At 65.8% G+C, this 24,885-nt stretch carries 19 protein-coding genes; 8 read left to right on the top strand and 11 right to left on the bottom strand.

All coding sequences use genetic code 11. The annotated features are described in order from the left end of the window. The first annotated feature begins 205 nt into the window (after nucleotides 1–205). Genes Q0071_RS04460 through Q0071_RS04450 form a run of 3 tightly spaced genes read left to right on the top strand, consistent with a single transcriptional unit; the run spans nucleotide 206 to nucleotide 6,062 of the window. Nucleotides 206–1,432, top strand: a complete 1,227-nt coding sequence (locus Q0071_RS04460) for an efflux RND transporter periplasmic adaptor subunit (RefSeq protein ID WP_298165751.1) — start codon at nucleotides 206–208, stop codon at nucleotides 1,430–1,432. After that, entirely contained in the window at nucleotides 1,429–4,605 is a 3,177-nt protein-coding gene (locus tag Q0071_RS04455) for a CusA/CzcA family heavy metal efflux RND transporter (protein ID WP_298165749.1), read from the top strand. Before Q0071_RS04460 ends, Q0071_RS04455 begins: the two co-directional genes overlap by 4 nt. Then, nucleotides 4,602–6,062 (top strand): efflux transporter outer membrane subunit, encoded by a 1,461-nt coding sequence (locus tag Q0071_RS04450; RefSeq protein ID WP_298165747.1) that lies wholly within the window; start codon nucleotides 4,602–4,604, stop codon nucleotides 6,060–6,062. The genes Q0071_RS04455 and Q0071_RS04450 overlap by 4 nt, the downstream gene beginning before the upstream one ends. On the opposite strand, the gene Q0071_RS04445 is transcribed toward Q0071_RS04450, so the two are convergent. Both Q0071_RS04445 and Q0071_RS04440 read right to left on the bottom strand, forming a co-directional pair. Continuing rightward, the gene (locus tag Q0071_RS04445) at nucleotides 6,059–7,369 is read right to left on the bottom strand and encodes a HAMP domain-containing sensor histidine kinase (protein ID WP_298165745.1); all 1,311 of its coding nucleotides are present in this window, start codon (nucleotides 7,367–7,369) and stop codon (nucleotides 6,059–6,061) included. The genes Q0071_RS04450 and Q0071_RS04445 overlap by 4 nt on opposite strands. Continuing rightward, nucleotides 7,366–8,073 (bottom strand): response regulator transcription factor, encoded by a 708-nt coding sequence (locus Q0071_RS04440; RefSeq protein WP_298165743.1) that lies wholly within the window; start codon nucleotides 8,071–8,073, stop codon nucleotides 7,366–7,368. Before Q0071_RS04440 ends, Q0071_RS04445 begins: the two co-directional genes overlap by 4 nt. Before the next feature lie 440 nt (nucleotides 8,074–8,513). Between Q0071_RS04440 and Q0071_RS04435 the strand changes: the two genes are divergently transcribed. Continuing rightward, nucleotides 8,514–9,275 (top strand): class I SAM-dependent methyltransferase, encoded by a 762-nt coding sequence (locus Q0071_RS04435; RefSeq protein WP_298165741.1) that lies wholly within the window; start codon nucleotides 8,514–8,516, stop codon nucleotides 9,273–9,275. A gap of 131 nt (nucleotides 9,276–9,406) precedes the next feature. Here the strand turns inward: Q0071_RS04435 and Q0071_RS04430 are convergent, their stop codons facing one another. From Q0071_RS04430 to Q0071_RS04410, 5 genes are all read right to left on the bottom strand, one after another. After that, nucleotides 9,407–9,931: a DUF1254 domain-containing protein gene (locus Q0071_RS04430; protein ID WP_298166058.1), complete on the bottom strand. Its 525-nt coding sequence runs from the start codon at nucleotides 9,929–9,931 to the stop codon at nucleotides 9,407–9,409. Then, complete coding sequence (locus Q0071_RS04425) at nucleotides 9,928–10,506, bottom strand: DUF1214 domain-containing protein (protein ID WP_298165740.1); 579 nt, start codon at nucleotides 10,504–10,506, stop codon at nucleotides 9,928–9,930. The genes Q0071_RS04430 and Q0071_RS04425 overlap by 4 nt, the downstream gene beginning before the upstream one ends. Before the next feature lie 14 nt (nucleotides 10,507–10,520). After that, a complete protein-coding gene (locus Q0071_RS04420; protein ID WP_298165738.1) occupies nucleotides 10,521–11,831 on the bottom strand; it encodes an acetyl-CoA hydrolase/transferase C-terminal domain-containing protein in 1,311 nt (436 codons plus the stop codon). 1 nt (nucleotide 11,832) lies between these two features. Then, nucleotides 11,833–13,215 carry an amino acid permease gene (locus tag Q0071_RS04415; protein WP_298165736.1) on the bottom strand — a complete coding sequence of 461 codons (1,383 nt, stop codon included), beginning with the start codon at nucleotides 13,213–13,215 and terminating at the stop codon, nucleotides 11,833–11,835. Nucleotides 13,216–13,478: 263 nt separating this feature from the next. Next, nucleotides 13,479–13,952 (bottom strand): Lrp/AsnC ligand binding domain-containing protein, encoded by a 474-nt coding sequence (locus Q0071_RS04410; RefSeq protein ID WP_298165734.1) that lies wholly within the window; start codon nucleotides 13,950–13,952, stop codon nucleotides 13,479–13,481. Nucleotides 13,953–14,095: 143 nt separating this feature from the next. Between Q0071_RS04410 and Q0071_RS04405 the strand changes: the two genes are divergently transcribed. Beyond that, nucleotides 14,096–15,115 (top strand): 1-aminocyclopropane-1-carboxylate deaminase, encoded by a 1,020-nt coding sequence (locus tag Q0071_RS04405; protein WP_298165732.1) that lies wholly within the window; start codon nucleotides 14,096–14,098, stop codon nucleotides 15,113–15,115. Nucleotides 15,116–15,317: 202 nt separating this feature from the next. Here the strand turns inward: Q0071_RS04405 and Q0071_RS04400 are convergent, their stop codons facing one another. From Q0071_RS04400 to Q0071_RS04385, 4 genes are all read right to left on the bottom strand, one after another. Beyond that, nucleotides 15,318–17,102 carry a hypothetical protein gene (locus Q0071_RS04400; RefSeq protein ID WP_298165729.1) on the bottom strand — a complete coding sequence of 595 codons (1,785 nt, stop codon included), beginning with the start codon at nucleotides 17,100–17,102 and terminating at the stop codon, nucleotides 15,318–15,320. 79 nt (nucleotides 17,103–17,181) lie between these two features. Further along, the gene (locus Q0071_RS04395) at nucleotides 17,182–18,414 is read right to left on the bottom strand and encodes an aromatic ring-hydroxylating dioxygenase subunit alpha (protein ID WP_298165727.1); all 1,233 of its coding nucleotides are present in this window, start codon (nucleotides 18,412–18,414) and stop codon (nucleotides 17,182–17,184) included. 92 nt (nucleotides 18,415–18,506) lie between these two features. Next, entirely contained in the window at nucleotides 18,507–20,045 is a 1,539-nt protein-coding gene (locus Q0071_RS04390; protein ID WP_298165725.1) for an aromatic ring-hydroxylating dioxygenase subunit alpha, read from the bottom strand. A gap of 21 nt (nucleotides 20,046–20,066) precedes the next feature. Further along, nucleotides 20,067–21,335 carry a cytochrome P450 gene (locus Q0071_RS04385; RefSeq protein WP_298165723.1) on the bottom strand — a complete coding sequence of 423 codons (1,269 nt, stop codon included), beginning with the start codon at nucleotides 21,333–21,335 and terminating at the stop codon, nucleotides 20,067–20,069. Between the two features lie 179 nt (nucleotides 21,336–21,514). Between Q0071_RS04385 and Q0071_RS04380 the strand changes: the two genes are divergently transcribed. The 3 genes from Q0071_RS04380 (at nucleotide 21,515) to Q0071_RS04370 (ending at nucleotide 24,861) form a co-directional block, all read left to right on the top strand. Beyond that, nucleotides 21,515–23,125, top strand: coding sequence for a carboxylesterase family protein (locus Q0071_RS04380; protein WP_298165721.1), 1,611 nt, complete (start codon nucleotides 21,515–21,517; stop codon nucleotides 23,123–23,125). Then, the gene (locus tag Q0071_RS04375) at nucleotides 23,122–23,880 is read left to right on the top strand and encodes an SDR family oxidoreductase (RefSeq protein ID WP_298165719.1); all 759 of its coding nucleotides are present in this window, start codon (nucleotides 23,122–23,124) and stop codon (nucleotides 23,878–23,880) included. Before Q0071_RS04380 ends, Q0071_RS04375 begins: the two co-directional genes overlap by 4 nt. A gap of 393 nt (nucleotides 23,881–24,273) precedes the next feature. Beyond that, on the top strand, nucleotides 24,274–24,861 hold the full coding sequence (locus tag Q0071_RS04370; protein ID WP_298165717.1) for a hypothetical protein: 588 nt from the start codon (nucleotides 24,274–24,276) through the stop codon (nucleotides 24,859–24,861). The last annotated feature ends 24 nt before the right edge of the window (nucleotides 24,862–24,885 follow it).

Here is a 24,885-nt window from a genome sequence, read left to right as displayed (position 1 = left end):
GATCGCACCCGGTCCATCATTGTCGAGGTGTTTCCTTCCCTTAGCCTCCATCTGCGGGATGGGGCCATCGGTGGTGAGATATCCGGTCGATTGCAGCCAAAGTGGGACCTGTAAGGCGCATGTAAGCGCAGTCGCTTATAGGCGCGGCCCGCAATCGGGTAACGCATCCATGGCTGACACAGATCCCCAAAACGCTCATCCGCCTGTGCCAAGGCTTACAGTCCGCCAACAGGCGCGCCTGCTGGCTTTCGCTCTGGCAGCGCTGGCTGCACTTGCACTCGCCGGCTGGCTTGGGGCGTGGCTCCTCCGGCCGGTGCCGCACGAGCTGCCCGCCGATCCGCCCGGAACGTTCCGCCCCACGGATGCGCAGCTGGCGACCCTTTCGTTCGAGCAGGTGGGTGCGGGTCAGGCCGAACAGGTGACCACCGCTTCCGGCTCGATCGAGGCTGACGGCGACATGAGCACGCCGGTGCTGCTGCCCTATTCGGGGCAGGTCATGCAGGTGCTGGTCGATGCCGGTCAGGTCGTCACCCCCGGCCAGCCGCTGCTGACAATCCGGACGAGCGATTTCGTCGATGCGCGCAACAGCCTGTTTTCGGCCGAGGCAACCATGCGCTCCAGTCAGGTCGCCCTGCTCAATGCGCGCCGCAATGCCGAACGCGCCAAGGCCCTGGCCGAGACGGCGGGCGGTGCGCGCAAGGATTACCAGCAGGCACAGACCGAACTGGCGGCCAGCGAAGCGCAGGCGCGCAGCGCCGAAGCTGCGGTGGGCGCCGCGCGTGACAAGCTGGCGATCCTCGGCAAATCGGCTGGCGAGATTCGGCGGCTCGAGACCGCCCGAGAGATCAGCGGGCTGCACGAGGTGACCACCTTCCACGCGCCCATCGGTGGCACGATTGCCCTGCGCGATGTTTCCCCCGGCCAATATGTCGGCGTTGGCGGCGAAAAGCCCCTCTTCACGATCACCGATGCCTCGCGCGTCTGGCTGCAGGCGCAGATCGCGGAAAGCGATGCTTCGGGCGTGCACGTTGGCGACAAGGTCGATGTGGTCACGCCGGCCTGGCCGGGGCGCCGGTTCACGGCGGTGATCGACATGGTCGGTGCCGGGCTCGATCCCACCACCCATCGCCTGCCCGTACGCGCCACCATCGCCAATCCCGATGGCGCGCTCAAGCCGCAGATGTTCGCGAGCTTTTCGATCCATCATGTCAGCCCCGGCACGCGCATCATGGTCCCTGCGGCGGCGGTGATCCATGAAGGAGACACCGCGCGCGTCTGGGTGCGCAGGCCGGACAGGCGCCTGGCGAGCCGCGAGGTGCAGACCGGTGAGGAACTCGGCGGCCGCGTCGAAGTCCTGCGCGGTCTGCGCCCGGGCGAGACCATCGTCACGGCCGGCGCGATCTTCGTGAACGAGGCGGGGCTGGGGCAATGAACCGGCTGCTCCGTTTCGCGCTGCGGCAGCGGCTGCTGATCGTTGCGGTGTTCGTGGCCGTGCTGGTCGCGGGCGGCTTTGCCTTCGCCGCGCTCAATATCGAGGCCTATCCGGACCCGGTCCCGCCGATGGTCGAAATCGTCACCCAGACACAAGGTCTCTCGGCCGAGGAGATGGAGCGCAACGTCACCGTTCCCATCGAGGTGGCGATGGCGGGCATTCCGCACCTCACCACCGTGCGGGCGATTTCGCTGTTCGGCCTGTCCGATGTGAAAGTGCAGTTCAGCTATGATCTGACTTATCAGGAAGCCCAGCAGCAGGTGATCAACCGGCTGGCCCAGTTGCCGCCGCTGGCGGGCGGTGCTCAGCCGACCTTGTCGCCCACCAGCCCGATTGGCGAGATCTACCGCTACCGGATCGTCGCGCCCGATGGCTATTCGCCGATGGACCTCAAGACCCTGCAGGACTGGATCCTCCAGCGCCGGTTCAAGCGGATTCCCGGCGTGGCTGACGTCACCGGCTGGGGCGGCAAGTTGCGCACCTACGATGTCACGGTCGATAACGACCGGCTGGTCGCCCACGGGGTGACGCTGGCCCAAGTAATGTCAGCCCTTGCCAAAAGCGACAGCAACGTTGGCGGGCAGACGATCAATTTCGGGTCGCAGGCCGCGATCGTTCGCGGCGTCGGGCTGATCCAGTCCCCATCGGCGATCGAGAACGTGCTCGTCGGAACGGCGGGCTCGGCGCCGGTCCTGCTCAAGGATGTGGCGCGGGTTTCCATCGGCAATCAGCCCCGGCTGGGCATCGCCGGGTACAACGGGCTCGATGATATCGTGGAAGGCATCGTCCTGATGCAGCGCGGTGCCAAGTCCATGCCGACGATCGAGGCGGTGCAGAAGGAAGTGGCCGAGATCAATGCCTCGGGCGTGCTTCCGCCCGGCGTGCATCTCGAACGGGTCTACGACCGGTCGGACCTCATCCGCCTCACCACGCACACCGTGCTTGAAAACCTGATGGCGGGGATCGTGCTCATCTTCGCGCTGCAGTGGATCTTTCTGGGGAACCTGCGAAGCGCGCTCATCGTTGCGGCGACCATTCCCTTCGCGCTCGCCATCGCGGTCCTTATCCTCGTCGCGCAAGGCGAAAGCGCCAATCTGCTCTCGGTCGGCGCGCTCGATTTCGGGCTCGTGGTCGATGCCAGCGTGATCATGGTGGAGAACATCTTCCGCCACATGGTGGAGCGATCCGTTGCGGTGGAATCCGGCCAGGGCCACTTCAGCCCTGCAAGCCGGCTCAGCGCCATCCTCCACGCCGGGTCCGAAGTGAGCCGGGGGATATTCTTTGCCGCCGCGATCATCATCGCCAGCTTCATCCCGCTGTTCACCCTCACCGGCGTCGAAGGGCACATCTTCGGGCCGATGGCGAAGACTTATGCCTACGCCATCACCGGCGGCGTGATTGCCACGTTCACGGTCACCCCGGTCCTCGCCGCCATCCTGCTGCCGGACCGCCTGTCCGAGGTCGAGACGAAGCTGGTCGCGTGGCTGCGGCGAATCTACGAACCGGCTGCGGCCTTTGCCCAGGCCAACCGCGTGCTCACCTTCGGCGGTGCGGCCATCGCGCTGGTGCTGGCCGGGTTTGGCGTCAGGGCACTCGGCGTCGAGTTCCTGCCGCATCTGGAGGAAGGCAACCTCTACATCCGCGCCAGCCTGCCTGCCTCGATCAGCCTTGAGGCGGGGCAGCCGGTCGTCAACGCCATCCGGCGCGATCTTGCGCGCTATCCTGAAATCGAATCGGTTCTCTCGGCCCATGGCCGGCCTGACGATGGCACCGACGCCACCGGCTTCTTCAACGCCGAGTACTTCGTGCCGCTCAAGCCGAGCAGCGAATGGCCGGCAGGCATGACCAAGGAAAAGCTGGTCGACGATATGTCGGGCCATCTCCACAGCCGCTTTCCGGGGGTCGATTTCTCGTTCTCGCAGGTCATCGAAGACAACGTGGAAGAGGCCGCCTCCGGCGTGAAGGGCGCAAATTCGATCAAGCTCTATGGCCCCGATCTCGCCACGCTCGAAAAGACGGCGGGGGCGATCAAGGCCGAAATGGCGAAGGTCCAGGGCATCGCCGATCTCGGCGTGTTCGAGTCCCTCGGCCAGCCTACGGTCCGGATCGACGTCGATCTTGCCCGCGCCTCGCGCTATGGCCTGACGCCCGACGATATCAACCAGACCGTGGCCGCCGCCATCGGCGGAAGCAGCACCGCCCAGCTCTACGAGCCCGGAACCGACCGGCATTTCCCGATCGTCGTCCGCCTGCGTGCCGATCAGCGCAATTCGCTCGAAGCCATCCGCCAGATCACCGTGGGCGCACCATCGCCTGATGGGAAAGGCATGATCCAGGTTCCCCTGTCGGAAGTAGCGAACATCCACCTCACCACCGGCGCTTCGTTCATCTACCGCGAGCATCAGGAACGCTACATCCCGATCAAGTTCAGCGTGCGCGGACGCGATCTCGGCAGCGTGGTTGCGGAGGCGAAGGCGCGGATCAAGGCGCATGTCACGATCCCGCCGGGCTACCACCTCGAATGGGCAGGCGAGCTCGACAATCTGCAGAACGCGATTGCCCGGCTCGAAATCGTGGTGCCGATCAGCCTGATCCTCATCCTGATCCTGCTCTACGCCAACTTCGGCTCGATCCGCGATACGCTGCTCGCCTTTTCCGCCATCCCCATGGCGATCGTTGGCGGCGTCCTCGCGCTGGCGCTCACGGGAACCGCCTTCAGCATCTCAGCGGCGATCGGCTTCGTCGCGCTGTTCGGGATCGCGGTGATGGACGGGATCCTCATCGTCACGACCTTCAACCAGGTCGTCGATGATGGCGCGACACGGCACGTCGCGGTCCGCCGCGCCACGGCAAACGCCATGCGGCCTGTCCTGATGACTTGCCTTGTCGCGGCCATCGGGCTGCTGCCGGCGGCCCTGTCGAACGGGATCGGCAGCCAGGTGCAGAAACCGCTGGCGCTGGTGGTCGTCGGCGGCATGGCGCTTGCACCGCTGCTGATCCTGCTGGTCCTGCCCGCCCTCGTCGAGCGCTTCTCGCTCCACCTGCCGCCCGAAGATCGCGGGCCTCACGGGCGCGATATCGGCCACTACTCCGAACAAGGGGAGCCGGCATGAACGCTCGCTTGCGATTTGCCCTACCTGTTGCCGTCTGCGCGCTGGTGGCAGGCTGCACGGGGATCGGTGATGCTGATCCCCACGCCCGCCTGCCTGCGGTGGCCGGTGCCGGCGCGCCCACGTCGGCCACGGTCGGCAATGCGGTTCCAGCCCAGACCTTCACCGTGGGCGAGACAACCCCGCGCGCATGGTGGCAGGCATTCGGCTGCTCCGATCTGGACCAGCTGGTCGATCAGGGCCTAGCGGGCAGCAACGACATCGCGGCCGCCGATGCCGCCTTACGCGCGGCGCAGGCGCAGGCCGGGGTGGCCGGCGCGGCGCTCGCCCCCGGCGTCGACGTGTCCTACTCCGCACAGCGCGCGCGCAGCCCCGCCGCGCTGCAGTCCCCCCTCGCAGACGGCTCGCAGCTGCTCTATTCGCTGCACACTGCGCAAGTGACAGTGAGCTACCCGCTCGATCTGTTCGGCGGTCTGCGCGCGCGGCGGCAATCGGCGCGGGCTACGGCCAAGGTCGCCGCCGCGCACCTCCTCGCTGCGCGCCAGAGCCTTGCCGCCAATCTCGTGGTCGCTGTGGTCAGCCGCGCGGCCCTTGCCGATCAGATCGCGGCGACCGAGGCCTCGATCGGTTCGGCCCGGCAGATGCTGGAGATGACGCGCAAGCGCCGCGCGCTGGGGGAAGCCGGTGATGCGGATGTCGCCGCGCAGGAAGCCGCGCTCGCCGCTGCCGAGGCCGCGCTTCCGGCCTTGCAGCGCAGCGAAGCGCACCAGCGCGCGCTGGTCGCCGCGCTGCTCGGCCGCGCCCCGGGCGAGGATCTGCCCGCGCTGCCCTCCAGCACCTGCTTCGTGCTGCCCGCGCACGTGCCCGTCGCCCTGCCTGCTGCTGTCGTGCGCGCCCGGCCCGATGTGCAGGCCGCCGCTGCCGCCGTGGAAGGCGCCGCCGCAGATGCCCGCGCCGCGGTCGCCGCAAGGTTTCCCTCGTTCCTGCTGACGGCGAGCGCCGGCGGCGCCGCGCAGACCTTTTCCAATATGTTCCAGGATGGGAACGCCTTCTGGTCGCTGGTCGGCGGGGTGACGGCGCCGGTGTTCCATGCCGGAGCGCTGCGCCGGCAGCAGCAGGCTGCCGAGGCCCTGCTCGAGGAAAGCAAGGCGCAATACCGCTCGGTGGTGTTGCAGGCCTTTGTCGATGTGTCGGATGCGATCAACGGCCTGCAGGCCGATGCGCGGACCGAAGACGCATCGGTGCGGGCGCTTGCCGCAGCCGAACAGTCCTATGTCTTCACGCAGCGCCAGCAGCAGCTTGGCGAGGTCGGTTCCTTCGCGCTCCTGCAGGCGCAGGCGGCGCTCCAGCAGGCCCGCCTGCAGCGCACGGCGGCGTGGGCATCGCGGCTGGTCGATACGGTTGCGCTCTATCAGGCCAATGGCCAATCCGATGATGGGCAGGGACAAGAGGTCCGCTAGCCTCGCTCCTGCGCCGCCGGATAGCACAGGGTAACCGCCGCTCCGCCTGCTTCGCTCGTCCCGAATGCGATCGAGCCGCCCGCCGTTTCGATCAGCCGCGTGACAATCGCGATGCCCAGACCCGAACCGCGCGATGGCGATCCGTCGGCGCGGGAATAGATCTTGCGCCCGTCCGATCCGCTGCGCATCCGGATGCCGGGGCCGCTATCGGCCACAACCACCGTCGCCGCCGCATCATCGCACAGGATCGTGATCCCGGCGCCCGCCGGCGTGTGCCGCAACGCGTTCTCGACAATGTTGGCAACCGTGATCCGGACCAGCGCGTCCGGTGCGAGGCGGGCCGGTCCGCTGTCCACGCAGCGCAGGCTGACCGGGCCATGGCCGGAAGACCGGATCAGCCCGCCAAGATCGTCGATTACATCCTGCGCCGCGGCCGAGACCGCGCGCGGCTTCCCCCGGATCAGTTCTTCCTCGCGCCCGTGGAGCCCCAGCATCTGGGTCACCACCTCGTTGGCGTGCGCCACGGCCTCGACCACCTTGTCGCGCGGTTCTCCGCCCGGCAGCAGCTCGGTCCGCAGGCTGATCGTCGAAAGCGCGGTGCGCAGTTCGTGGACAACCGTCGCCGCAAACACGCGTTCGCGCTCGTAGCCGGATACGGCGCGGTCCAGCAGTTCGTTGGCCGTGTGCACCAGCGGCTCGATCTCGGTCGGCACGATATCCTCGCGCAGGCGCGCCGTCCCGGGGCGGATCGGATCGAGCGCCCGCGCATCCCTCGCCGCTTGCTTGATCGGCCTGATCGCCCGCGCCAGCGCCCACAGGCTCGCCAGGGTCGAGCAGACCAGCGCAATCGGCACGATCACGATGAAGCGATCGAGGAAATACGCGACGATATCGTCGTGCAGGACAGCCGGATGCTGCCGGTCTTCCGCGACAACCAGCGTCTGGCCGGGCCCGATCGGCCGCGTCAGGAAATCGGAATGCGGGCCATGGTAGAACCCCTCCCGCGATAGCCGTGCCGGTGTCAGTGCGGAGAGGTCCGTAATGTCCGGCCCGGAAAGCCTGCGCAAGTGATGGCCTTGCGCCATGTAAAGCGCGATCGCGCCCGCCTTCGGGCTGTTCGCCGTCTGCACAGTACCCGCCCTTTGCGCGGCAAGGTATTCCGCCGCCTCGCCGCTCAGCAGGCGCTGGGTCAGGTCATCGCCGATCTCGCGGATCGTGCGATTGACAATGAAGGGCAGGCCAAGCGCCAGAACGAACGCGATGGCAACCTGCGCGAGGACCAGCCGCAGCCACAGGCTGCGTATCACGCCCGCCCTTCCTTCATGCTGCCCGCCTTCATGGTGTCGGCCTTCATGCAATAGCCCTGTCCGCGCAGCCACACGATCTCGGCCGTGCTGCCCGCTGCCGCCAGTTTGCGCCGTAGCCGGTGAATGCTCACCTCCAGCGCATTGGCCGAAAGCGCCTGTGACGCTGCGCAGAGCAGGTCCTCCATGCGGGCCGTATCGATCGGCCGCCCGCGCGAGCGCAGAAAGATCTCGAGCAGGCTGCGCTCGCGCGGCGAAAGGCTGATGGGCGCCGCATCGATGCTCACGACATGGCTGGTCACGTCGTAGGACAGGTTCCCGCAGTCCAGCGTGTTCGAAATGCGGTGCTCCGCCCGCCGCACCACGGCGTTGAGGCGGGACTTCAGTTCGGCGAAGAGGAAGGGCTTGCCCAGATAGTCATCGGCACCCGCATCCAGCCCGTCGATCCGCGAGCCTACGTCTGATTGGGCCGTGAGGATGATGACGGGAATGCGGTTCCCGCTACGGCGCAGGCTGCTGACGAGATCAAGGCCGTCCATGTCCGGCAACCCGCGATCGATGACTGCGGCGTCGAAGGGATAGAGCGCCAGCAATTCGGCGGCACTGCGCCCCGATGCGCAGATTTCGGCATTGAAGTTCGCGCCGGCGAAGGCCGCTTGCAAGGCCTCGCCCAAGGCAGTGTCATCTTCGACAACAAGCACTTTCACGAACCGCGTTCCCAAGACCGCGCGCTGACCAGCGCCACCATCCACGCCGCAGCGTGCCAGTTCGGCAAACAGCGGCGCGCGACGTTTTCCGTGTTCTGAGGGCGTTGTCAAACTCGCACCCTACCTGCCGCCTTGCCCATGCGGCGACTCGCCAGGCGCAGGGTGCCCAGAATGCGCCTCCCCCGCTCGATACACTTCCGCAAGACCCTGTCTCACTCCTTGGCACCGCGCATTGCGGCCTCGATCTGCCAGAGAAGAATGTATCAAAACGTTGCGAATGAGGATAAAGTAAGTCGTTTCAGTCATACTTCAGATCAGATTTGTGGCCTAACCAACATTATCCTATCTCTCAGTCACGAAGGTAAGCCGCGATGCAGACGCCATGCCCGCTATGTGGAAACGATGACGCCGCCCCCTGGGCGCGCGAGAATGGCTTCGCGATGGGAAAATGCCGCGGTTGCGGGCTCCTCTATGTAAATCCCCGGCCCTCGGATGCCGATATCAGCGATGCCAACAAGGTCGGTGTCCACCGTGGTGAAGATGGTGCGCTCGACGTCCGGACGCGGTACAAGGCGTCGAAGACTGCCCACTACTCGAAAGTTATACGCGAACTCTTCGGCGCGGACTGGGCCGATGGCAAGCCGATCCACTGGCTTGATGTCGGCGCCGGCTACGGGGAGGTGGTGGCCGCCGTTCGCCAGACCGCACCAGCCGGCAGCAAGGTCCACGGCATCGAACCGATGCAGCCTAAGGTCCGCAAGGCGCAGGAGCTGGGCCTGCCCGTCACGAGCCAGTCGCTGGACGACATTCCGGGGCAATTCGACGTGATCTCGCTCATCAACGTCTACTCCCACGTGCCCGATTTCCTAGGCTTCGGCGCCGCGCTGGCGGCCCGGCTGCGGCCCGGCGGCGTGCTGTTTCTGGAGACCGGCAACGCAGCCGATCTTGCCAGCCGGGATGCGTTTCCGGACATGCTTTACCTTCCGGATCACCTGGTCTTCGCCGCCCCGCCCCAGATGCGCATGACCTTCGAGAAGATCGGCCTCAACCTTGAACGCTATGAGGAACAGCCGGTCGATGGGCTGGTCTGGTGCCTCAAGAAAGCGGTGAAACACGCCCTGCGCGGCCAGCTCCTGCTGCGAATGCCCGGCCGCTCTCCCTTCCGGACGGTGTTCTACAAGGCGCGCAAGCCCGCTTGCTGAACTGCGCAGGACTTTGCGGGTTCCCGCGCGCTCCGACGTGATGAAATCCCCGGCATCATGAGGATCTCCGCCGCGCCGCGATCACCGCCAAGGCCGCCGGCCCGGGTCGGGGCCAGCACCAGCGCGCGGTTCTACCCGGTCAGCGTCCGGCACCGCGCTTTGCTGCGGATCGGATCGATCGCGGCCGCCTCGGATGGATCGGCCAGCAGGACGCGCTGCAGCACGATCCCCGTCGCATAGCGTACCCGCACGGTGTCGATCCCTGCCGGCGTCTGCTGCCCCTCCAGCGCCAACACCACCCGCATCGGCTCACCGCCCATCTGCTCGTCGTTGCGAACGAAGGCGACATCGGTTCGCGCATCGAACACGCTGATCGAGCTGTAACGCCCGGGTACCGGCACTGCGGTCACTTCCAGCGGCCCCGCAGTCAGGTCGTAAGGACATACGGAATAGAGCAGGTCCGGGCTGGGGCGCACGACGAACTGCCGCTCGGCGCGTACGGGCGGCGTGTGGGTGAAGTGGTTGACGGGCCCGGATTTCGCCAGCTTCGCTTCGGCAAGCCACATCAGGCCGTAGGGCGCCGTCGCCAGCGTCCCGTAGTAGCTGCCGAGGGCTGCCGCGACGACCACGGCGAGGGAGGCGAGGCGGCGGATCATGGGCGGCACTCCCCTCTTGTGATTGTCGGCAGGCTGATTCGCGCGGGATCGCGCGCCAGTGTCCCATGCGGACGATAGGTGCGAAGCGTGAGCTCGAACGCACCGTCCGTGCCGGTCGGTATCCACAGACCGGGCTGCTCCTCCGGGCCGATCAGCACTGTCCAGCCGCCCGCCCTACCCACCGGAATGCGCCCGCTGCCGATCGAATGCCGGTTCCACCGATTGGGGATCAGCCAGCCGCCCGGATCATACAGGGTCACGCTCCACCAACGCGCCTCTATCATGCCGCCGGTCAAGGCATAGCGGCATTTGCCTGAAAGCGGCGCACCGGCGCTATCTGTCGCTGCGGTGAAATAGCGGGCCTCCTGCGCCGGCAGCGCCAGCAAGCCGCGCAGCGCGACAACCGCGCGCGTCTTCATGTCCGCATGGGCGGTGCCGATGTCGCGGCCGGTGGTCCATGGCCCCACGCGCACATCGTTGCCGAGGCCGCTGTTCCTGATCTGCCAGACGGCAAGCGCGATCCCCAGCACAAGGCCGAGCACCAACAGGCCGGTCCATTTGAACACCGCTTTCACGCGTAGCCTCACACTCAGAAATAATGCTTCGGAATCAGTCCGTTTGCATAGGCTTCGCGCTCCAGCTCCTCGCGGAAATCGGGGTGCGCGATGGAGATCATCGCTTTGGCCCGCTCTGCCACCGGCAGACCCTTGAGGCAGACCATCCCGTACTCGGTCGCCACATGCATCACGTCGGTGCGCGGCACCGTCACGGTTGTCCCCGGCGCCAGCCCCGCAACCACACGGCTCTTGCGCACCCCGTGCTTCTCATAGGTCGATGGCATGCACAGGAAGCCGCGCCCGCCTTCCGATTCATAGGCCGCCCGCACGAAACCCAGTTGGCCGCCTGTGCCGCTGAAATGCCGGTAGCCGTCGGCTTCGGATGCCGCCTGCCCCTGCAGGTCCATCTGCCCGGTGCTGTTGACCGAGAACACGTTGTCGTTGCGCGCCACGAATTTCGGCAGGTTGGTATAGTCCACCTGCCGTGCCTCGAACGCCGGATTGCGGTCGAGCGCCGCGTAGATATCCGCCGTGCCGATGGCGAAAGCATAGACCGCCTTGCCCGGATCGATCTGCTTGCGTGCGCCCGTTGCCGCGCCTGATTTCACCAGTTCGACGAGGCCCTCGACCATCATCTCGGTGTGGACGCCAAGGTCCTTCACCCCGGCACCGGCAATTGCGCGCCCCACTGCATTGGGCAGTCCGCCGATGCCCAGCTGCAGGCAGTCCCCGTCGCGGATTTCCGCCGCCACCAGCTGCGCGATGGCAAGGTCCACCTCGTTCGAAATCGCGCTCGGCAGTTCGGGAGCGGGGAGGGCAGGCACATCGATCACGAAGTCCACTTCGCTCTCGTGCACCGCGTTATCCGGCCCGAAGCAGTATGGCAGCGCCGGATTGACCTCGACGATCACCACATCCGCGCGTTCCACCAGTGAACGCAAATAGGAGGCAGAAATCGAGAAGTTGTAATTGCCGTCCGCATCCTTCGGGCAGACCTGGAACACCGCGATATCCACGCGTTCCACAAAGCGGCGATAGAGATCGGGCCACTCGCCCAGATTGAGCGGGATATAAGTGCAGCGCCCCGCATCGAACTGCCGCCGGTCGTATCCGCTGAAGTGCCAGCTCGCCGAAAGCATGTGCGCGCCTTCGGGATCGGCCTCCTGAAACGCGCGCGGCCGCGTCGTCAGGCAACTGCGCACTTTCACGCCCGATAGCTCGTGCACCCGCCCAGCCAGCGCCTTGTCGAACGCCTCGGTCTGCGTCGCGCCAAATCCGTAATCGAGCCACATGCCGGACTTGACCAGCCTGGCGGCTTCCTCTGCCGTAATCAGTTGCGGCATATCAGGCGCGCTTTCCCGTCCGCAGCAGCCAGAAGGCCACCGCAAACAAGCCCGCCACCAGCAGGCTCATCCACAGCTGCGAGGCAAGGTCCGGCTGCAGCGCCATGAACACCAGCACAGCCAGCATCGCCGCCAGCGCCACCAGCGTGCCATAGGGGTGGAACCACATCTTCAGCGTCAGCTTCTCCGGGGCCTCGCGCTCCGCCCGGTTGCGCTCCCTCAGCTGCGCGATGCCGACCAGCATGTAGAGCAGGATCATCGTCACGCCCGAGGAATTGACGAGGAAGCTGAACACCGTCCCCGGCGAAAGCCACTGCGCCGCCAGCGCGCCATAGGCGAAGAGGCTCGCGGCAATGATCGCCCGCGCCGGCACCCCGCGTCCGTTCACATGCACCAGCCAGTCCGGCGCATCGCCAAACCGCGCGAGGCCGAACAGCGCACGGCTCGTCACGTAGAGGCCGCTGTTGAGGCACGAGAGCACCGCCACCAGCACCACCGCGCTCATGATCGTCTCGCCGCCCGGAATATGCATGGCCGCCAGCGTCGTGGCGAAGGGCGAATGCCCCGGCACGATTTGCGTCCACGGCACCACCGCCACGATCAGCCCGATGGCGAGCACGTAGAAAATCACGATGCGCAGTGCGACCGAAACGGTCATCCGCGCGATCACTTTGGCCGGATCAGGCGATTCCGCCGCCGCAATCGTCGCGATTTCCGCCCCGCAGAGCGAGAAGATGGTCGAGGCGACGCCCGCCAGCACTGGCCCCCAGCCATGCGGCGCAAACCCGCCATGCGCGGTCAGGTTGCCGATGGAGAAACCCTGCGGCGCCGTGATGCCAAACACCCACAGCCCGCAGATCAGGCTGAACACGAGGATCGCGGCCACCTTGATCGAGGAAAACCAGAACTCGAATTCGCCGTAGCTGCGCGTCGATAGCAGGTTCACCCCGGTCATCAGCGCCGTCAGCGCCCCGCCGATGGCCCACTCCGGCACGCCCGGCAGCCAGCCGCCGATGATCTTGGCTCCGGCAATCGCCTCCACCGCAACCACCACGACCCAGAAATACCAGTAGAGCCAGCCCGAAAGGAATCCGGCCAGATGCCCCAGCCCTGCGCGCGCAAAGTCCGGAAAGCTTGAAACGCCTTCCAGCACGATGGCCATTTCGGCGATCATCCGCATGACGAGCAGGATCAGCAGCCCCGCAATAAGATAGGAAATCACCGCCGCCGGCCCGGTCAGCGAAATCGTCGTCGAAGAACCGACAAACAGCCCCGCGCCGATGATGCCCCCGATCGCGATCATCGAAACATGGCGCGGCAGCAGCGTCCGGCTCAGCTCCACGCCGCCCGCCTGTCCTGCTTCTGCGATCCCCACTGCGCCCACGCCATTCCCCTTTGCTTGACCCCGCGTAGGGATAAGCGGCAGCGCGGGCGTGTCAAATGCCGCGTTGGCAGCTCACTGCGCCCAACCGCCGCCAAACATCGTCATTGCGAGCGTAGCGAAGCAATCCAGAGCGCCTTGCACCAACGCTCTGGATTGCTTCGCTACGCTCGCAAGGACGAGCAGAGGACAGGTTACTCCTCGTTCCCGTTCCTACCTTCGTCATTCCCGCGAAGGCGGGAATCCCGAGCAGCTAGGCACCCCCTTCAAAACCCCAGCGGTGCGTTCTCCTTCACTTCCTTCATCACGAAGAACGTCCGCGTCTGCCGCACCCCCGGCAAAGTCAGCAGCCGCTGGCCGTGGAGCGCGTTGAAATCGGCAATGTCGCGCACGCGGATCTTCAGCAGGTAATCGAAGTCCCCCGCGACCAGATTGCAATCGAGCACTTCCTTCATCCCCACCACCGCGCCCTCGAACGCGGCGAAGCTTTCGGGCGTGGACCGATCCAGCACCACGCCCACCATCACTAGCGTGCCGAGCCCCACCACGCCCGGATCGACCGCCCCCCGAAACCCGGTGATCGCGCCCAGCTCCACCAGTCGCGCCACGCGCCTGTGGCAAGTCGCCGGGCTCACGTTCGCGGCCTCGGCCAGTTCCTGGTTGGACCGCCGCCCGTCCGCCTGCAGCAGACGCAGCAGATTGCGGTCGATGCGGTCAAGCTCGATGGAAGGTTCTTTCATAGAACATCGATCTACCGGATGATAAATGAAACTGAAAGGCATTCAGTACCGATCAAAGTCAGGCAGGCCCCCAAGATTGCAAACACCTTCCACACAGTTTGCATTAGCCTCCGCAGCGAATCACACCCGAAGCCGGAGCCCGCATGTCCCTCCTCACCCCGTTCGAACGCTACCCGCTCACCTATGGCCCCACCCCAATCGAGCATCTCCCCCGCCTCAGCGAGGCGCTGGGCGGCAAGGTCGAGATCTGGGCCAAGCGCGATGATTGCAACTCGGGCCTCGCGTTCGGCGGCAACAAGCTGCGCAAGCTCGAATACATCGTCCCCGATGCGATCGCCTCGGGCGCGGATACGCTGGTTTCCATCGGCGGGGTGCAGTCCAACCACACCCGCATGGTCGCCGCCACCGCCGCCAAGCTCGGCATGAAGTGCGTCGTCGTGCAGGAAAAGTGGGTGCCGCATTATGACGCCGTGTATGACCGCGTCGGCAACATCCTGCTCACCCGCCTGATGGGCGCAGACAGCCGCCTCGTGGAAGACGGCTTCGACATCGGCATCCGCCAGAGCTGGGAAGACGCGATCGAGAGCGTCAAGGCGGCGGGCGGCAAGCCCTATCCGATCCCCGCCGGCGCCTCGGTCCACAAGTTCGGCGCGCTGGGCTACGTCGGTTTCGCGGAAGAAGTCGCGCAGCAGGAAGAGCAACTCGGCTTCAAGTTCGATTACATCGTCGTCTGCGTCGTCACCGGCTCCACGCAGGGCGGCATGATCGTCGGCTTCGCCGCGCAGGACCGCGCCCACACCGTGATCGGCATCGATGCTTCCGGCACGCTCGATCAGACCCGCGATCAGGTGCGCATGATCGTCGACAACACCGCCGAACTCGTCGGCCTCGGCCGCAAGATCCGCGAGGACGAGATCGTCATCAACCCGGACTACGCCTACCCAGCCTATGGCGTGCCCTCCGAGGAAACCAACGAAGCCATCCGCCTCGCCGCCCGCACCGAGGCGATGATCACCGATCCGGTCTATGAGGGCAAATCGATGCAGGGCATGATCGATCTCACCCGCAAGGGCTTCTTCCCCGAAGGCGCCCGCGTCCTCTACGCCCACCTCGGCGGCGCGCCCGCGATCAACGGCTACAGCTACTACTACAAGGACGGTTAGGCCCAAGCGCCCCGGCAAAACCCCATAAACTTCGTCATTCCCGCGCAGGCGGGAATCCAGAGCGCCAAAAGGCGGCGCCCACGCCTGTCCGCTCTGGACCCCCGCCTTCGCGGGGGTGACGAAAATTTGGTGTGATCAGGCCCTCCCCATTTTGGCGAAGCCCAAATGGGGAGGTGGCCCGCCGCAGGCGGGTCGGAGGGGCTTACAACCGCTCCAGCGTCAACAACCGCCGATCCCCCAGCCAGGCCCGCCCAAGCGCCGCCTCTGCCGCGCGCGCTTCCAGCTTGTGTCCTAGCGCGGCCTCGCTCTGCGCCAGCCCCCACAGCGCCCAGCCATTGCCCGGCGCCACCAGCAGCGCCTGATGAAACGCATCGCGCGCCTCCGCCGCCTTGCCGCCTGCCAGCAGCGCCGCGCCCAGCGATTGGCCCACCGGGTAGTACCAATAGGGCGGCTCCTGATAAGGGATCGTCCCCTCGATCGCCTGCGCCTTGCGATAGGCCTCTGCCGCCGCCGTAAAGTCCCCACGCACAAAGGCCATCCGCCCGCGCATCACGTGCTGCGCGAGATGGATGAGGTCCGTCCCCGGCACGCCCGTGCCCTCCAGCACCTTGATCCCCGGATCGGCGGTCAGCTGGTCCATCGCCTTCAACTCAGCTTCCAATGCGGCGGGCCGGTTGATCCGCGCAAAGGCCACCCCGCGCGCATAGTGCCACATCGCCAGCACATAGGGCAGCCGCGCCGTCGGCTTCGGCAGGGCCAGGATCTGCGCCGGTGTTCCCCCTTGCGCAAAAGCGAACGAAGGCGCGGCGACCACGGCCTGAATCCAGCCCAGCTCCACCGCCTTGTCCTCGGGGATGATCCGCATCAGCTTGCGCGCCTGCGCCACTGCCAGCCCCAGATCGCCCGCCTGCTGCGCCGATGTCACGATGAAGTGGACGTTGTGCGGATAGTATCCGTAGCGATACATCCCGTCGTCCGGCACGCGCGCCAGATAGGCCTCGTCCGATTTCGCCGCGGCCACATTGGCCCGGATCGAATCCTTGTAGCGCCCGATGCGGTAATAGATGTGCCCCGGCATGTGGACGAGATGCCCCGCCTCGGGCAGCGCGCTCAGCGCCAGCGCATCCGCCGCCTTTTCCGCGCGCTCCGGGCTGACGTAGTTTTCCATCAGGTGGATATAGAGATGCGCTGCTTGCTGGTGACCGGGATGCCGCGCCAGCACGTCTTCGACCAGCGCCACCGCCTTGTCGATCCGCGCGCGCGGTTCGCTGCGGCCCGGTTGCCAGTAGTTCCACGGGCTCGTGTCCATCGCGGCCTCGGCGGCCAGCACGGCCAGCTCGTCATTGCCCGGATGCGCCGCCGCCAGCCCCAGCATCGCATCGGCATAAGCCGCATCCATCGCCGCCCTGTCCGCCGTGGGATCAGCCGAATAGCGCGCCGCCAGCGCCCCGATCAGCGCCCGGTCGAGCGGGGGCGCATTCCCCGCCAAAGCCTGCGCCTTCTCCAGCGCGGTCAAAGTCGGCGCCAGCGCCTTCGCTTCCATCGGCGCGTTGATATTGGGCCCCTGCACCAAGGCCTCACCCCAGAAGCATAGCGCACATCCCGGCGCAAGCGCCTGCGCCTTGCGGAACGAGGCGACCGCTGCCGCATGGTTGAAGTTGTAGGCCATCTCGATGCCCTGATCGAACCAGGGCCGCGCCTCTGCGGTCAGCCCGCCCGGCTCCAGCGCCGAACGCGGCACGCCGCCATAAAGCGGGAACTTGCCCGGCACCACCGGCCCCATCAGCGCCGCAGCCTGAGCCAAGCGCCGCAGCAGGATCGGCGTGCTGGTACGCGCCTTCTCCGCACAGGCCGCCGCCGCCAGCCGCGAGGGATCGAGCATGGCCAGCGCCGCCACATCGGATGAAGGCGCGCGGTGCAGCGTGGTCGCCGCCGTCGCGGCTCCGCCTGCCAGCAACGCCAGCCCCAGCACTCGATAGATGCGCATGATGTCCCCCCTCGTCCGCCGAGGAGGGGCAGCCTATGCCTGCATCGGCTGCGGCGCAATCACGCCGCAGCCGTCAGGATCATTCCGCTGCTTCGCGCTGCGCCTCGCGGGCGAACATCTCGACCAGTTCGTCGTCGGTGGCTTCGAGAAGCTTGGCCGCCCAGGTGTGGAAGACCTGTCCGCCGCGCTCGTTGCGGCCAAACAGCACGTCCTTCATCAGTCCGCTCTGCAGCGCCACGTGCTGGCGCTTGCCGGTCTTGTAGTCCTCGTCGCGCACCACGATCTCGAGGAAGTCGAACTGCTCGTGCGCGGCCTTGATCGCCACTTCGTCCGAGGGCTTCTTCTCCATCACGTAGAACTGGGTGGTATAGCTTTCGCCCACCTTGTCGCCGGGGAAAAGCTGGCTGATCATCGCCCCGCGCAGGCCGCCGCCGTAGAAGCTGGCGATCGAGATGTGCGGGAAGATCGTCCACACGCCCTGCACCAGCACGTCGTCGGAAATCTCGTCGTCGTTCAGCTGACTGAGGTCGATCTGGCGGTCATCGCCCGAGGAAACCTTGATCGCAAACTTCGAAGGCGTGGACAGGCGCTGGTGCGGCCCGAACTCGAAGTAGTTGGCGCGGTTGTAGAAATCCGAACCGAAGGTGTTCGCGTGGAGCACCGGCAGGTGGTAGAAATCGAGGTAGCCGTCATAGGCCGTCTTCCAGTTCGGCCCCGAAAGCGTGCGCTGGCTGAAGAGATACCAGTCCTTGAACCCGAAGGCCTCCAGCAGGCTGTCATAGCCGCACAGGTAATCCGCGATCGAAAGCTTGGAATTGGGGTCCAGCGTCGCCCAGATCAGCCCGGCGCTTTCATAGACCGGGAAGCGCGTCAGGCAGAGTGCGGCCTTGTCCACCGCGCCGAAATCCTGCGGGCTCGCCACGCCGATCAGGTCGCCGTCGTTCTTGAAGGTCCAGCCGTGATAGCCGCAAGTAAACCGGCTGGCATTGCCGCTGCCGGAGGCGACCGGGTTGCCGCGGTGCGTGCACATGTTGAGGAACGCGCCGACCGAGCCATCGCGCTGGCGGGTGAGCAGCAGCGGCACGCCGGCAATGTCCATCGCCTTGTAATCGCCCGGCTGCGGAATCTCGCACGAAGGCGCAACCATCAGCGGCAGGCGGCGGAAGATCTGCTTCTTCTCGCGCTCGAACAGCGCCTCGTCGGTATAGGTCGAGGCGGGAATGCGCACGACTTCGTCCGCGAGTTCCATCGTCCCGGCATCGCCATGGGCGATAAGCGAACGGGTCATTTCGATCAGCTGTTCACGTGACATGGTTGTATCCTCGGTTCCCGGTGCAGGGCTTTTCCGGCCAACAGTGATCCCCGGCAGCCCTGCCTGCAATTGTCATTTTTGCTTGGTGCGGCCTAACGCGACAATTGCGCGTTGAGCAGCATATGGAAATGCCGGATCTTCGTCTCGCCATAGTTGGCGAACACGATCTCCTTCGATTTGATCGATTTCATGCCCTTCTGCACGTGCGGCAGGTTCACCACGTCCTGGTTGAACACCTTGGCCAGCATGCCCAGCTCCTCGGCGTCGCAGTAGTCGTCGTCGAAATCGAGCCAGTGGACCTTGGCCGGGGCAGGGCGCTGCTCACCTTTCCGCACCGGCATCATGAACATCGTCTCGTGGATGCACTCCTCCGGATTGTCGCCCAGCGGGCGGAACCGGTAGAAGATCGGGTTGAGGCACCCCCACGGGCTGATGTTGGGGAAGAGGTTGTAGTAGATCGTGTCGACGAATTCGGCGTCGGACATGCCGTCTACCTCGTCGCCCAGCACCTTGCGCCAGCGCTCGCGCGCCTCGTTCGCCATGGCCTTGCGGCGGTCCTGCACCGGGCCGGTGGAGGTGTGGTCTTCCTCCAGCTCCCATCCTTCGGGTAGCCGCCCGCCAACCCAGTCGCACAGCTGCACATCGGCATGATCGAGCGCGCCCTCGATATGGTGCGCCTGGTGATCGAAGATCCCCGTCTGCCCATCGCGCGCGGTCACTTTCACGCGGTCCTCGCCCAGACGCTCATAGACATTGCCCGAAAGCGCGTGGCGCACTTTGGCATAAGTCTTCGCGCCTTCCAGCGGCTCGGCCACAAACGCCGGGTTCACATGCGGACTGAGCAGCCCATTTGGCGAAATCGCGCGCGACATGTTGCCGAACACGTCATACTTCGAATTGGCATCGCCCATCACATCGAGCAGCGTGGGGTGCGTCGCCACCACGTGATAGGCCTCCATGAAGGCTTCCTGCGCCACCTTCCAGTTGCAGCGCAGCTTCTTCGCCACATGCACCGCCTTGTAGCGCCGCTCGAACGGGATCGGCTGGAAGTGCCGGTCGATATCGCCGAGGAAGTCCTCGAAGGGTTCGGCGTTGTCATCCGGATTGATGAACACCCAGCCGCCCCAGCGCCCCGTGCGCACTGGTGGCAGGCTGTGCGTCTTTGCGCTGACAGAGGGGAAATCCCACTGGCACGGCACTTCCTTCAGCGCCCCGTCGATGCCCCAGTTCCAGCCGTGGAACGGGCAGCGGAACCCGTGAAGACCCTTGCTGTCCTCGGTCAGCAACGCGCGCCCGCGGTGGAGGCAGGCGTTGGGAAAGGCCTTGATCTCGTCCGGCGCAGTGCGCACGATGATGTAGGAAAGGTGCGCAATGTCATAGACATGGCTGTCCCCCACGTTCGGGATATCGTCCTCATGGCAGGCCATCTGCCACACCCGCTTCCACAGCCGCTCGACCTCCAGATCGAAGAAATCGCGCGAATGGTAGATGCTCGGATCGACGATCGTCGGCCCCGGCGGTAGCGGGCACTCCTCGCGCAGACGCGGCGGCACGCGGTGCGTATCCATGTCCAGCAGTGCGTCATAGGTAATGCCTTTGGACCGGTTGGTGCCGGTAAGTGTCTCGACCATGGGTCTTCTCCCTGTGTCTGCTCAGGCGGGATCAAAGCGCAGCGGCAGCGATTGCATCCCGCGCAGGATATTGCTGGCGGCGAACTGAAACGGATTGTCCGGATTGGCGAAGCGCAGGTTCTTCAACCGCCGCAGGATGATCGGCAGCGCCGTCACCATCTCCACCCGCGCCAGATGCATGCCAAGGCAGGTATGCACCCCCGCGCCGAAGCCGACATGCTTGCTCGCATTGGGCCGCGCCACGTCGAACCGGTCGGGGCTCTCGAACACTGCCGGATCGCGGTTGGCCGAGCCATAGCGCAGCAGCATCGGCTCGCCTGCCTTCAGCGCCACCCCGCCCAGCACCGTGTCTTCCTTCACCACCCGCCACATGTTGTGGGACGGTGAGAGGTGCCGCGCGGTCTCCTCCACCCAATTCGGCACGAGGCTTTCGTCCGCCATGATCGCGCGCATCTGCTCCGGATTGGCGAGGAGCTGCGCCAGCGCATAGGCCAGCGCATGGGCGGTCGCTTCCTGCCCGGCGGTGAAGATCTGCTGCACGATCGAATAGATTTCGGCATCGTCCAGGGGCCGTTCCGAGCCGTCATCCTCCGGCAGCCGAGCGGCGAGGAGGTCGGAAATCACATCCGTCCCCGGCTCCGCCCGCCTCTCCGCCATGATATTGCGGAAATAGCCCTGCATCGCGATCTCGCTGCGAGCGAGGTCCGCGCGCTGCTCAGGCTTCGCGTTGCCGTTCAGCCGCAGGATCGCCGCGCGCACCCAGTTTTGGAACATCGGAATATCATCGCGCGGCACGCCCAGCACGTCGGCGATCACGATACCCGGCAGCATCTCGGCAAACTGCGATTTGAACTCGACCGCTCCGTCCTTGATGAACCGGTCGATCAGGCCATTGGTCACTTCCGCCACATAGGGCGCCATTGCATTGACCCGGCTCAGCGGCAGCGCATGCATCGCGATCCGCTTGTAGCGCGTGTGTTGCGGCGGATCGGCGGTCAGCATCGTGTTCCGGCGCGGCATCCCCTGATTGAGGATCGCGGTCTCCTCTGCATCGAACGCGCCTGAACCGCCCGAACTCAGCAGCGTCGAAAAGTCGCTCGAGAAGACCTTGGGCTTCTTGTTGACCTCCAGCACCAGCTCGTAGGTCGATACCGAGACGATCCCCGTCTTGGGATCGCGAAACACCGGCGCCTCGCGCCGCAGCCGGTCGTAGTAGGGGTAGGGGTTCTGGAGAGTCTCCGGGCTCGTCGCGTCGATCCGTTCCAGCGCTTCCATTGCGGGGTCTCCCATCAGCCCATCTTCATCCGATATGGATGATGAAGCAGCACACCCCGCGCGGGCTTTGACCTGCCTCAATTTTGCGGCCCTCAAAAATGAGAGCACGTCTGCTGGCGAAACCGCCAAGGCTTGCAACTCCGGCCCCCTCGCGTACGAACAGGCCAGGCCGCGCCAAGGGGGAACTGCAGCACATGAACCGGACCATCTGGCGCGCCTTCCTCGCCGCCGCCGCACTCCTTTTCGGCGCTCCCCTCGCCGCCCAGTCCGCACCGCAGGGTGAGGTCGTCACCACCGCCTCGGGCAAGGTCGAAGGCTTTGTCCGCAATGGCGCGCTCGAATTTCGCGGCATCCCCTATGCCGCCCCCGTCGCTGGCGACGCGCGCTGGAGCATGCCGCAGCCCGCCGCCGTGTGGACTGGCGTCCTGCCCGCCATGCACTTCGGCGGCGCCTGCCCGCAGGCCGCGCGCTACGGCCTCACCGAACGCAGCGACGAGGAGAACTGCCTCACGCTCAACATCAGCCGCCCCACCGCCAAAACCGCCACCAAGCGCCCCGTCCTCGTCTGGCTCCACGGCGGCGCCTTCGTCGGCGGCGCGGCCTCGCTCTACCGGCTGGACCGCCTCGCGCAGGGTCTCGATGCCGTCATCGTCAGCGTGAACTACCGCCTCGGCGTGTTCGGCTTCATGGCCCCGCCGGCTGGCACCACCGGTGCAGGCCACGTCCTCGGCCTCGAAGACCAGCGCCTCGCCCTGCGCTGGGTCAAGGCCAACATCGCGGCCTTTGGCGGTGATCCGGAGAACATCACCCTCGCGGGCGAATCCGCCGGTGCCGCCTCGGTCTGCATGCACCTCCAGGCTCCCGAGCAAACCAAGGGCCTGTTCCACCGCGCGATCATCCAGAGCGCCTCCTGCAGCACCCCCCTGCGCACCCTCCCGCAGGCGGAGGCCTTCGCCGCCAAAGTCGCCAGGGAAGCCGGCTGTCCCGATCTCGCCTGCCTCAAAGCCATCGATCCGCAAGCCCTGATCGCCGCGGGAGCCAAAGCCGCTAGCGGCGAACTCGTGGCCTTCGCGCCCTTTACAGGAGGCCCGACGCAGCCGAGCGCCACCATGGCTGCGCTGCAATCCGGCCAGTTCCTCCGCGTCCCCGTGCTCAACGGCTTCACGCGCGATGAAATGCGCCTCTACGTCGGATATGATGTGCAGGGCGGCGCGAAGGTCACCCCCGAAACCTACCCCACCGCCGTCCGCGCCCTCTATGGCGACAAGGCCGACAAGGTGCTCGCCCGCTACCCCCTCAAACCCGGCGAACACCCCGCTGAAACGCTCGGTTCGCTGATGACGGACTTCATGCCCGGCCTCGGCATCACCCACTGCCTCGAAATCGAAAGCGGCCGCCTCCTCGCTGCCCACACGCCGGTCTTCCAGTGGGAATATGCGGACCGCACCGCGCCATCACGCGGTGTCTCGATCCCCATCAGCCCCGAACCCGGCTTCAATCTCGGCGCAGTCCATTCGGCAGAGCTCAACGCCCTGTTCCCCAATTTCTCCAACACCGCCGCGATGACCGCGCCCGATCTCGCCCCTGCCTCGCAGGCTCTGGCAGACGTCATCGTCACCACATGGGCCGCCTTCATGCGTAGTAATCCTACCGCGCAGGAATGGCCCGCCACCCGGCCCGGTTCCGTGATGCGTTTCGAACCCGCCGGCATCCGCCCTGTCGACGCCTGGGCCGAGTACCATTGCGATTTCTGGCGGGCAGAATATCCGGCCTTCTTCGGCCAATCCGCAAAGGACCCCAAATGAACACCGCAATCGTCACCGGCGCCGCGCAGGGCCTCGGCCTCGTCACCGCCCGCCGCCTCGCCGCCGCCGGCTACCGCGTCGTCCTCACCGATATGCAGGACGTGACCGAACAAGCCGCCGCCATCGGCGCGGGGGCCATCGGCATCAGCGGCGACGTATCCAGCGAAGCCTTCGTCGAAGACATGGCCACCCGGATCGCCAGCGACTTCGGCGGCGCGCAGGTTCTCGTCAACAACGCCGGCATCAGCCTGATCCAGCCCGCCGAAGATACCACGCTAGATCAGTGGCAGCGCATGATGGCCGTCAACCTGCAAGGGCCCTTCCTCCTCTGCCGCGCCTTCGGCCGCCAGATGCTAGGCGCGGGCAAGGGCTCCATTGTCAACGTCGCCTCGGTCGCGGGCCTCGGCGGGGTGATCCATCGCTCGGCCTACAACACCTCGAAGCACGGCCTCGTCGGCCTCACCCGCACGCTCGCGGGCGAATGGGGTGGCCGCGGCGTGCGCGTGAACGCCGTCTGTCCCGGCTGGATCAAGACCGAGATGGACGTGAAGGACATGGGCTCGGGCGCCTACGACGATACCGATATCGTGAACCGCGTGCCGATGGCCCGCTTCGCCCAGCCCGAAGACATCGCCGAAGCGATCACCTTCCTCGCCTCCGACGCCGCCTCCTTCATCAACGGCGTCAGCCTCCCCGTAGACGGCGGCTGGACCGGCGACATCAGCTGGGACAGCCTGCGCCTCAAGACGCGGTGACGGGCGGTCCGCACAAACAAAAGCCCTCTCCCCTTGAGGGGAGAGGGTTGGGAGAGGGGTTCGCATCCCGAGCCAACCCCTCGGAAAAAAGCGCGTCCAGCGGGCAGGGGCCACAGCCCTTGCATTGCCGGCCCCGCACCTCCCTCCACTCTTCGTCATTCCCGCGAAGGCGGGAAGCCAGAGCGGTTAACGCAGCCCATCTGCGTATCGCTTCGGCCTGCGCTCTGGCAGGGTAGAGACAAGTAAATATAAACGACTATGGTGCCTTTTCCGCAGCGCCCCATGATTATTTCGCTTGCGACCGTATCTCGGCGTCCAGTACTCTCGAACAGAAAAATACGAGTCTGTTCTGATGAACGGCTGACTGCATTGTTTTGAAGAGGGGATTTGACGATGCTCGACAATCCTGCTGCACCGCAAGGTGCCGCTCTCGTTCAGATCACCGGCGAATTGTTCAAGAAGTGGATGAAAGCGTGCGGCGCGAAGAGCATTGACTCGGCTAATCCGTTCCAGATCGTGGCCATTCTTGTCCAGGACGTCTGGAAGGATCACGAACATGCATCGGGCGGTGGCACGCCGCCAAACTGGCATCTGACCATGATGAGCCCGCAAGATGATCGCAATTCGACCCGATCCAAGAACTTTCACTTCAAGGCAGAGTTTGGCAAGGCCTGCTCGCACTACTGGCACTATACTCTGCATAGAAACCCAACCACCAGAACCTGGTACTGGGTCGGTGCGCCGAACGAACATATTCCGGAGACAAACCAGGGCGGCGGCGGTGCAGGTGCGAACCACGGCCTGCTCAAGTCGAATCTGACCTTGGTGGAAATGCACTTGCGCCAGCGGCCCACACTGGAATCGGGCATGTCGAACAAAAAGCGCAATGCGCTGCTCAAGGTTCTCAACAGATGGGATGAGAAGGGCAGCCTGACCGAAAACAACGGCGTGTTCGACGGCGGCATGTCAGTCCAGTCTTGATATCGATCTAGCTGATTCAGACCT

The organism is Novosphingobium sp. (assembly GCF_027486195.1).
In the GTDB taxonomy this organism is placed as follows: domain Bacteria; phylum Pseudomonadota; class Alphaproteobacteria; order Sphingomonadales; family Sphingomonadaceae; genus Novosphingobium.
Note: the sequence above shows the minus strand (reverse complement) of the source record. Positions and strands in the feature narration are given on the sequence as shown.

Excerpts from the sequence above, each read along its gene's own strand:
- Q0071_RS04455 (WP_298165749.1), top strand. The coding sequence starts at position 1,429 with ATGAACCGGCTGCTCCGTTTCGCGCTGCGGCAGCGGCTGCTGATCGTT.
- Q0071_RS04450 (WP_298165747.1), top strand. The coding sequence starts at position 4,602 with ATGAACGCTCGCTTGCGATTTGCCCTACCTGTTGCCGTCTGCGCGCTG.
- Q0071_RS04435 (WP_298165741.1), top strand. The coding sequence starts at position 8,514 with ATGGGAAAATGCCGCGGTTGCGGGCTCCTCTATGTAAATCCCCGGCCC.
- Q0071_RS04430 (WP_298166058.1), bottom strand. The coding sequence starts at position 9,931 with ATGATCCGCCGCCTCGCCTCCCTCGCCGTGGTCGTCGCGGCAGCCCTC.
- Q0071_RS04420 (WP_298165738.1), bottom strand. The coding sequence starts at position 11,831 with ATGCCGCAACTGATTACGGCAGAGGAAGCCGCCAGGCTGGTCAAGTCC.
- Q0071_RS04410 (WP_298165734.1), bottom strand. The coding sequence starts at position 13,952 with ATGAAAGAACCTTCCATCGAGCTTGACCGCATCGACCGCAATCTGCTG.
- Q0071_RS04405 (WP_298165732.1), top strand. The coding sequence starts at position 14,096 with ATGTCCCTCCTCACCCCGTTCGAACGCTACCCGCTCACCTATGGCCCC.
- Q0071_RS04400 (WP_298165729.1), bottom strand. The coding sequence starts at position 17,102 with ATGCGCATCTATCGAGTGCTGGGGCTGGCGTTGCTGGCAGGCGGAGCC.
- Q0071_RS04395 (WP_298165727.1), bottom strand. The coding sequence starts at position 18,414 with ATGTCACGTGAACAGCTGATCGAAATGACCCGTTCGCTTATCGCCCAT.
- Q0071_RS04390 (WP_298165725.1), bottom strand. The coding sequence starts at position 20,045 with ATGGTCGAGACACTTACCGGCACCAACCGGTCCAAAGGCATTACCTAT.
- Q0071_RS04385 (WP_298165723.1), bottom strand. The coding sequence starts at position 21,335 with ATGGGAGACCCCGCAATGGAAGCGCTGGAACGGATCGACGCGACGAGC.
- Q0071_RS04380 (WP_298165721.1), top strand. The coding sequence starts at position 21,515 with ATGAACCGGACCATCTGGCGCGCCTTCCTCGCCGCCGCCGCACTCCTT.
- Q0071_RS04375 (WP_298165719.1), top strand. The coding sequence starts at position 23,122 with ATGAACACCGCAATCGTCACCGGCGCCGCGCAGGGCCTCGGCCTCGTC.
- Q0071_RS04370 (WP_298165717.1), top strand. The coding sequence starts at position 24,274 with ATGCTCGACAATCCTGCTGCACCGCAAGGTGCCGCTCTCGTTCAGATC.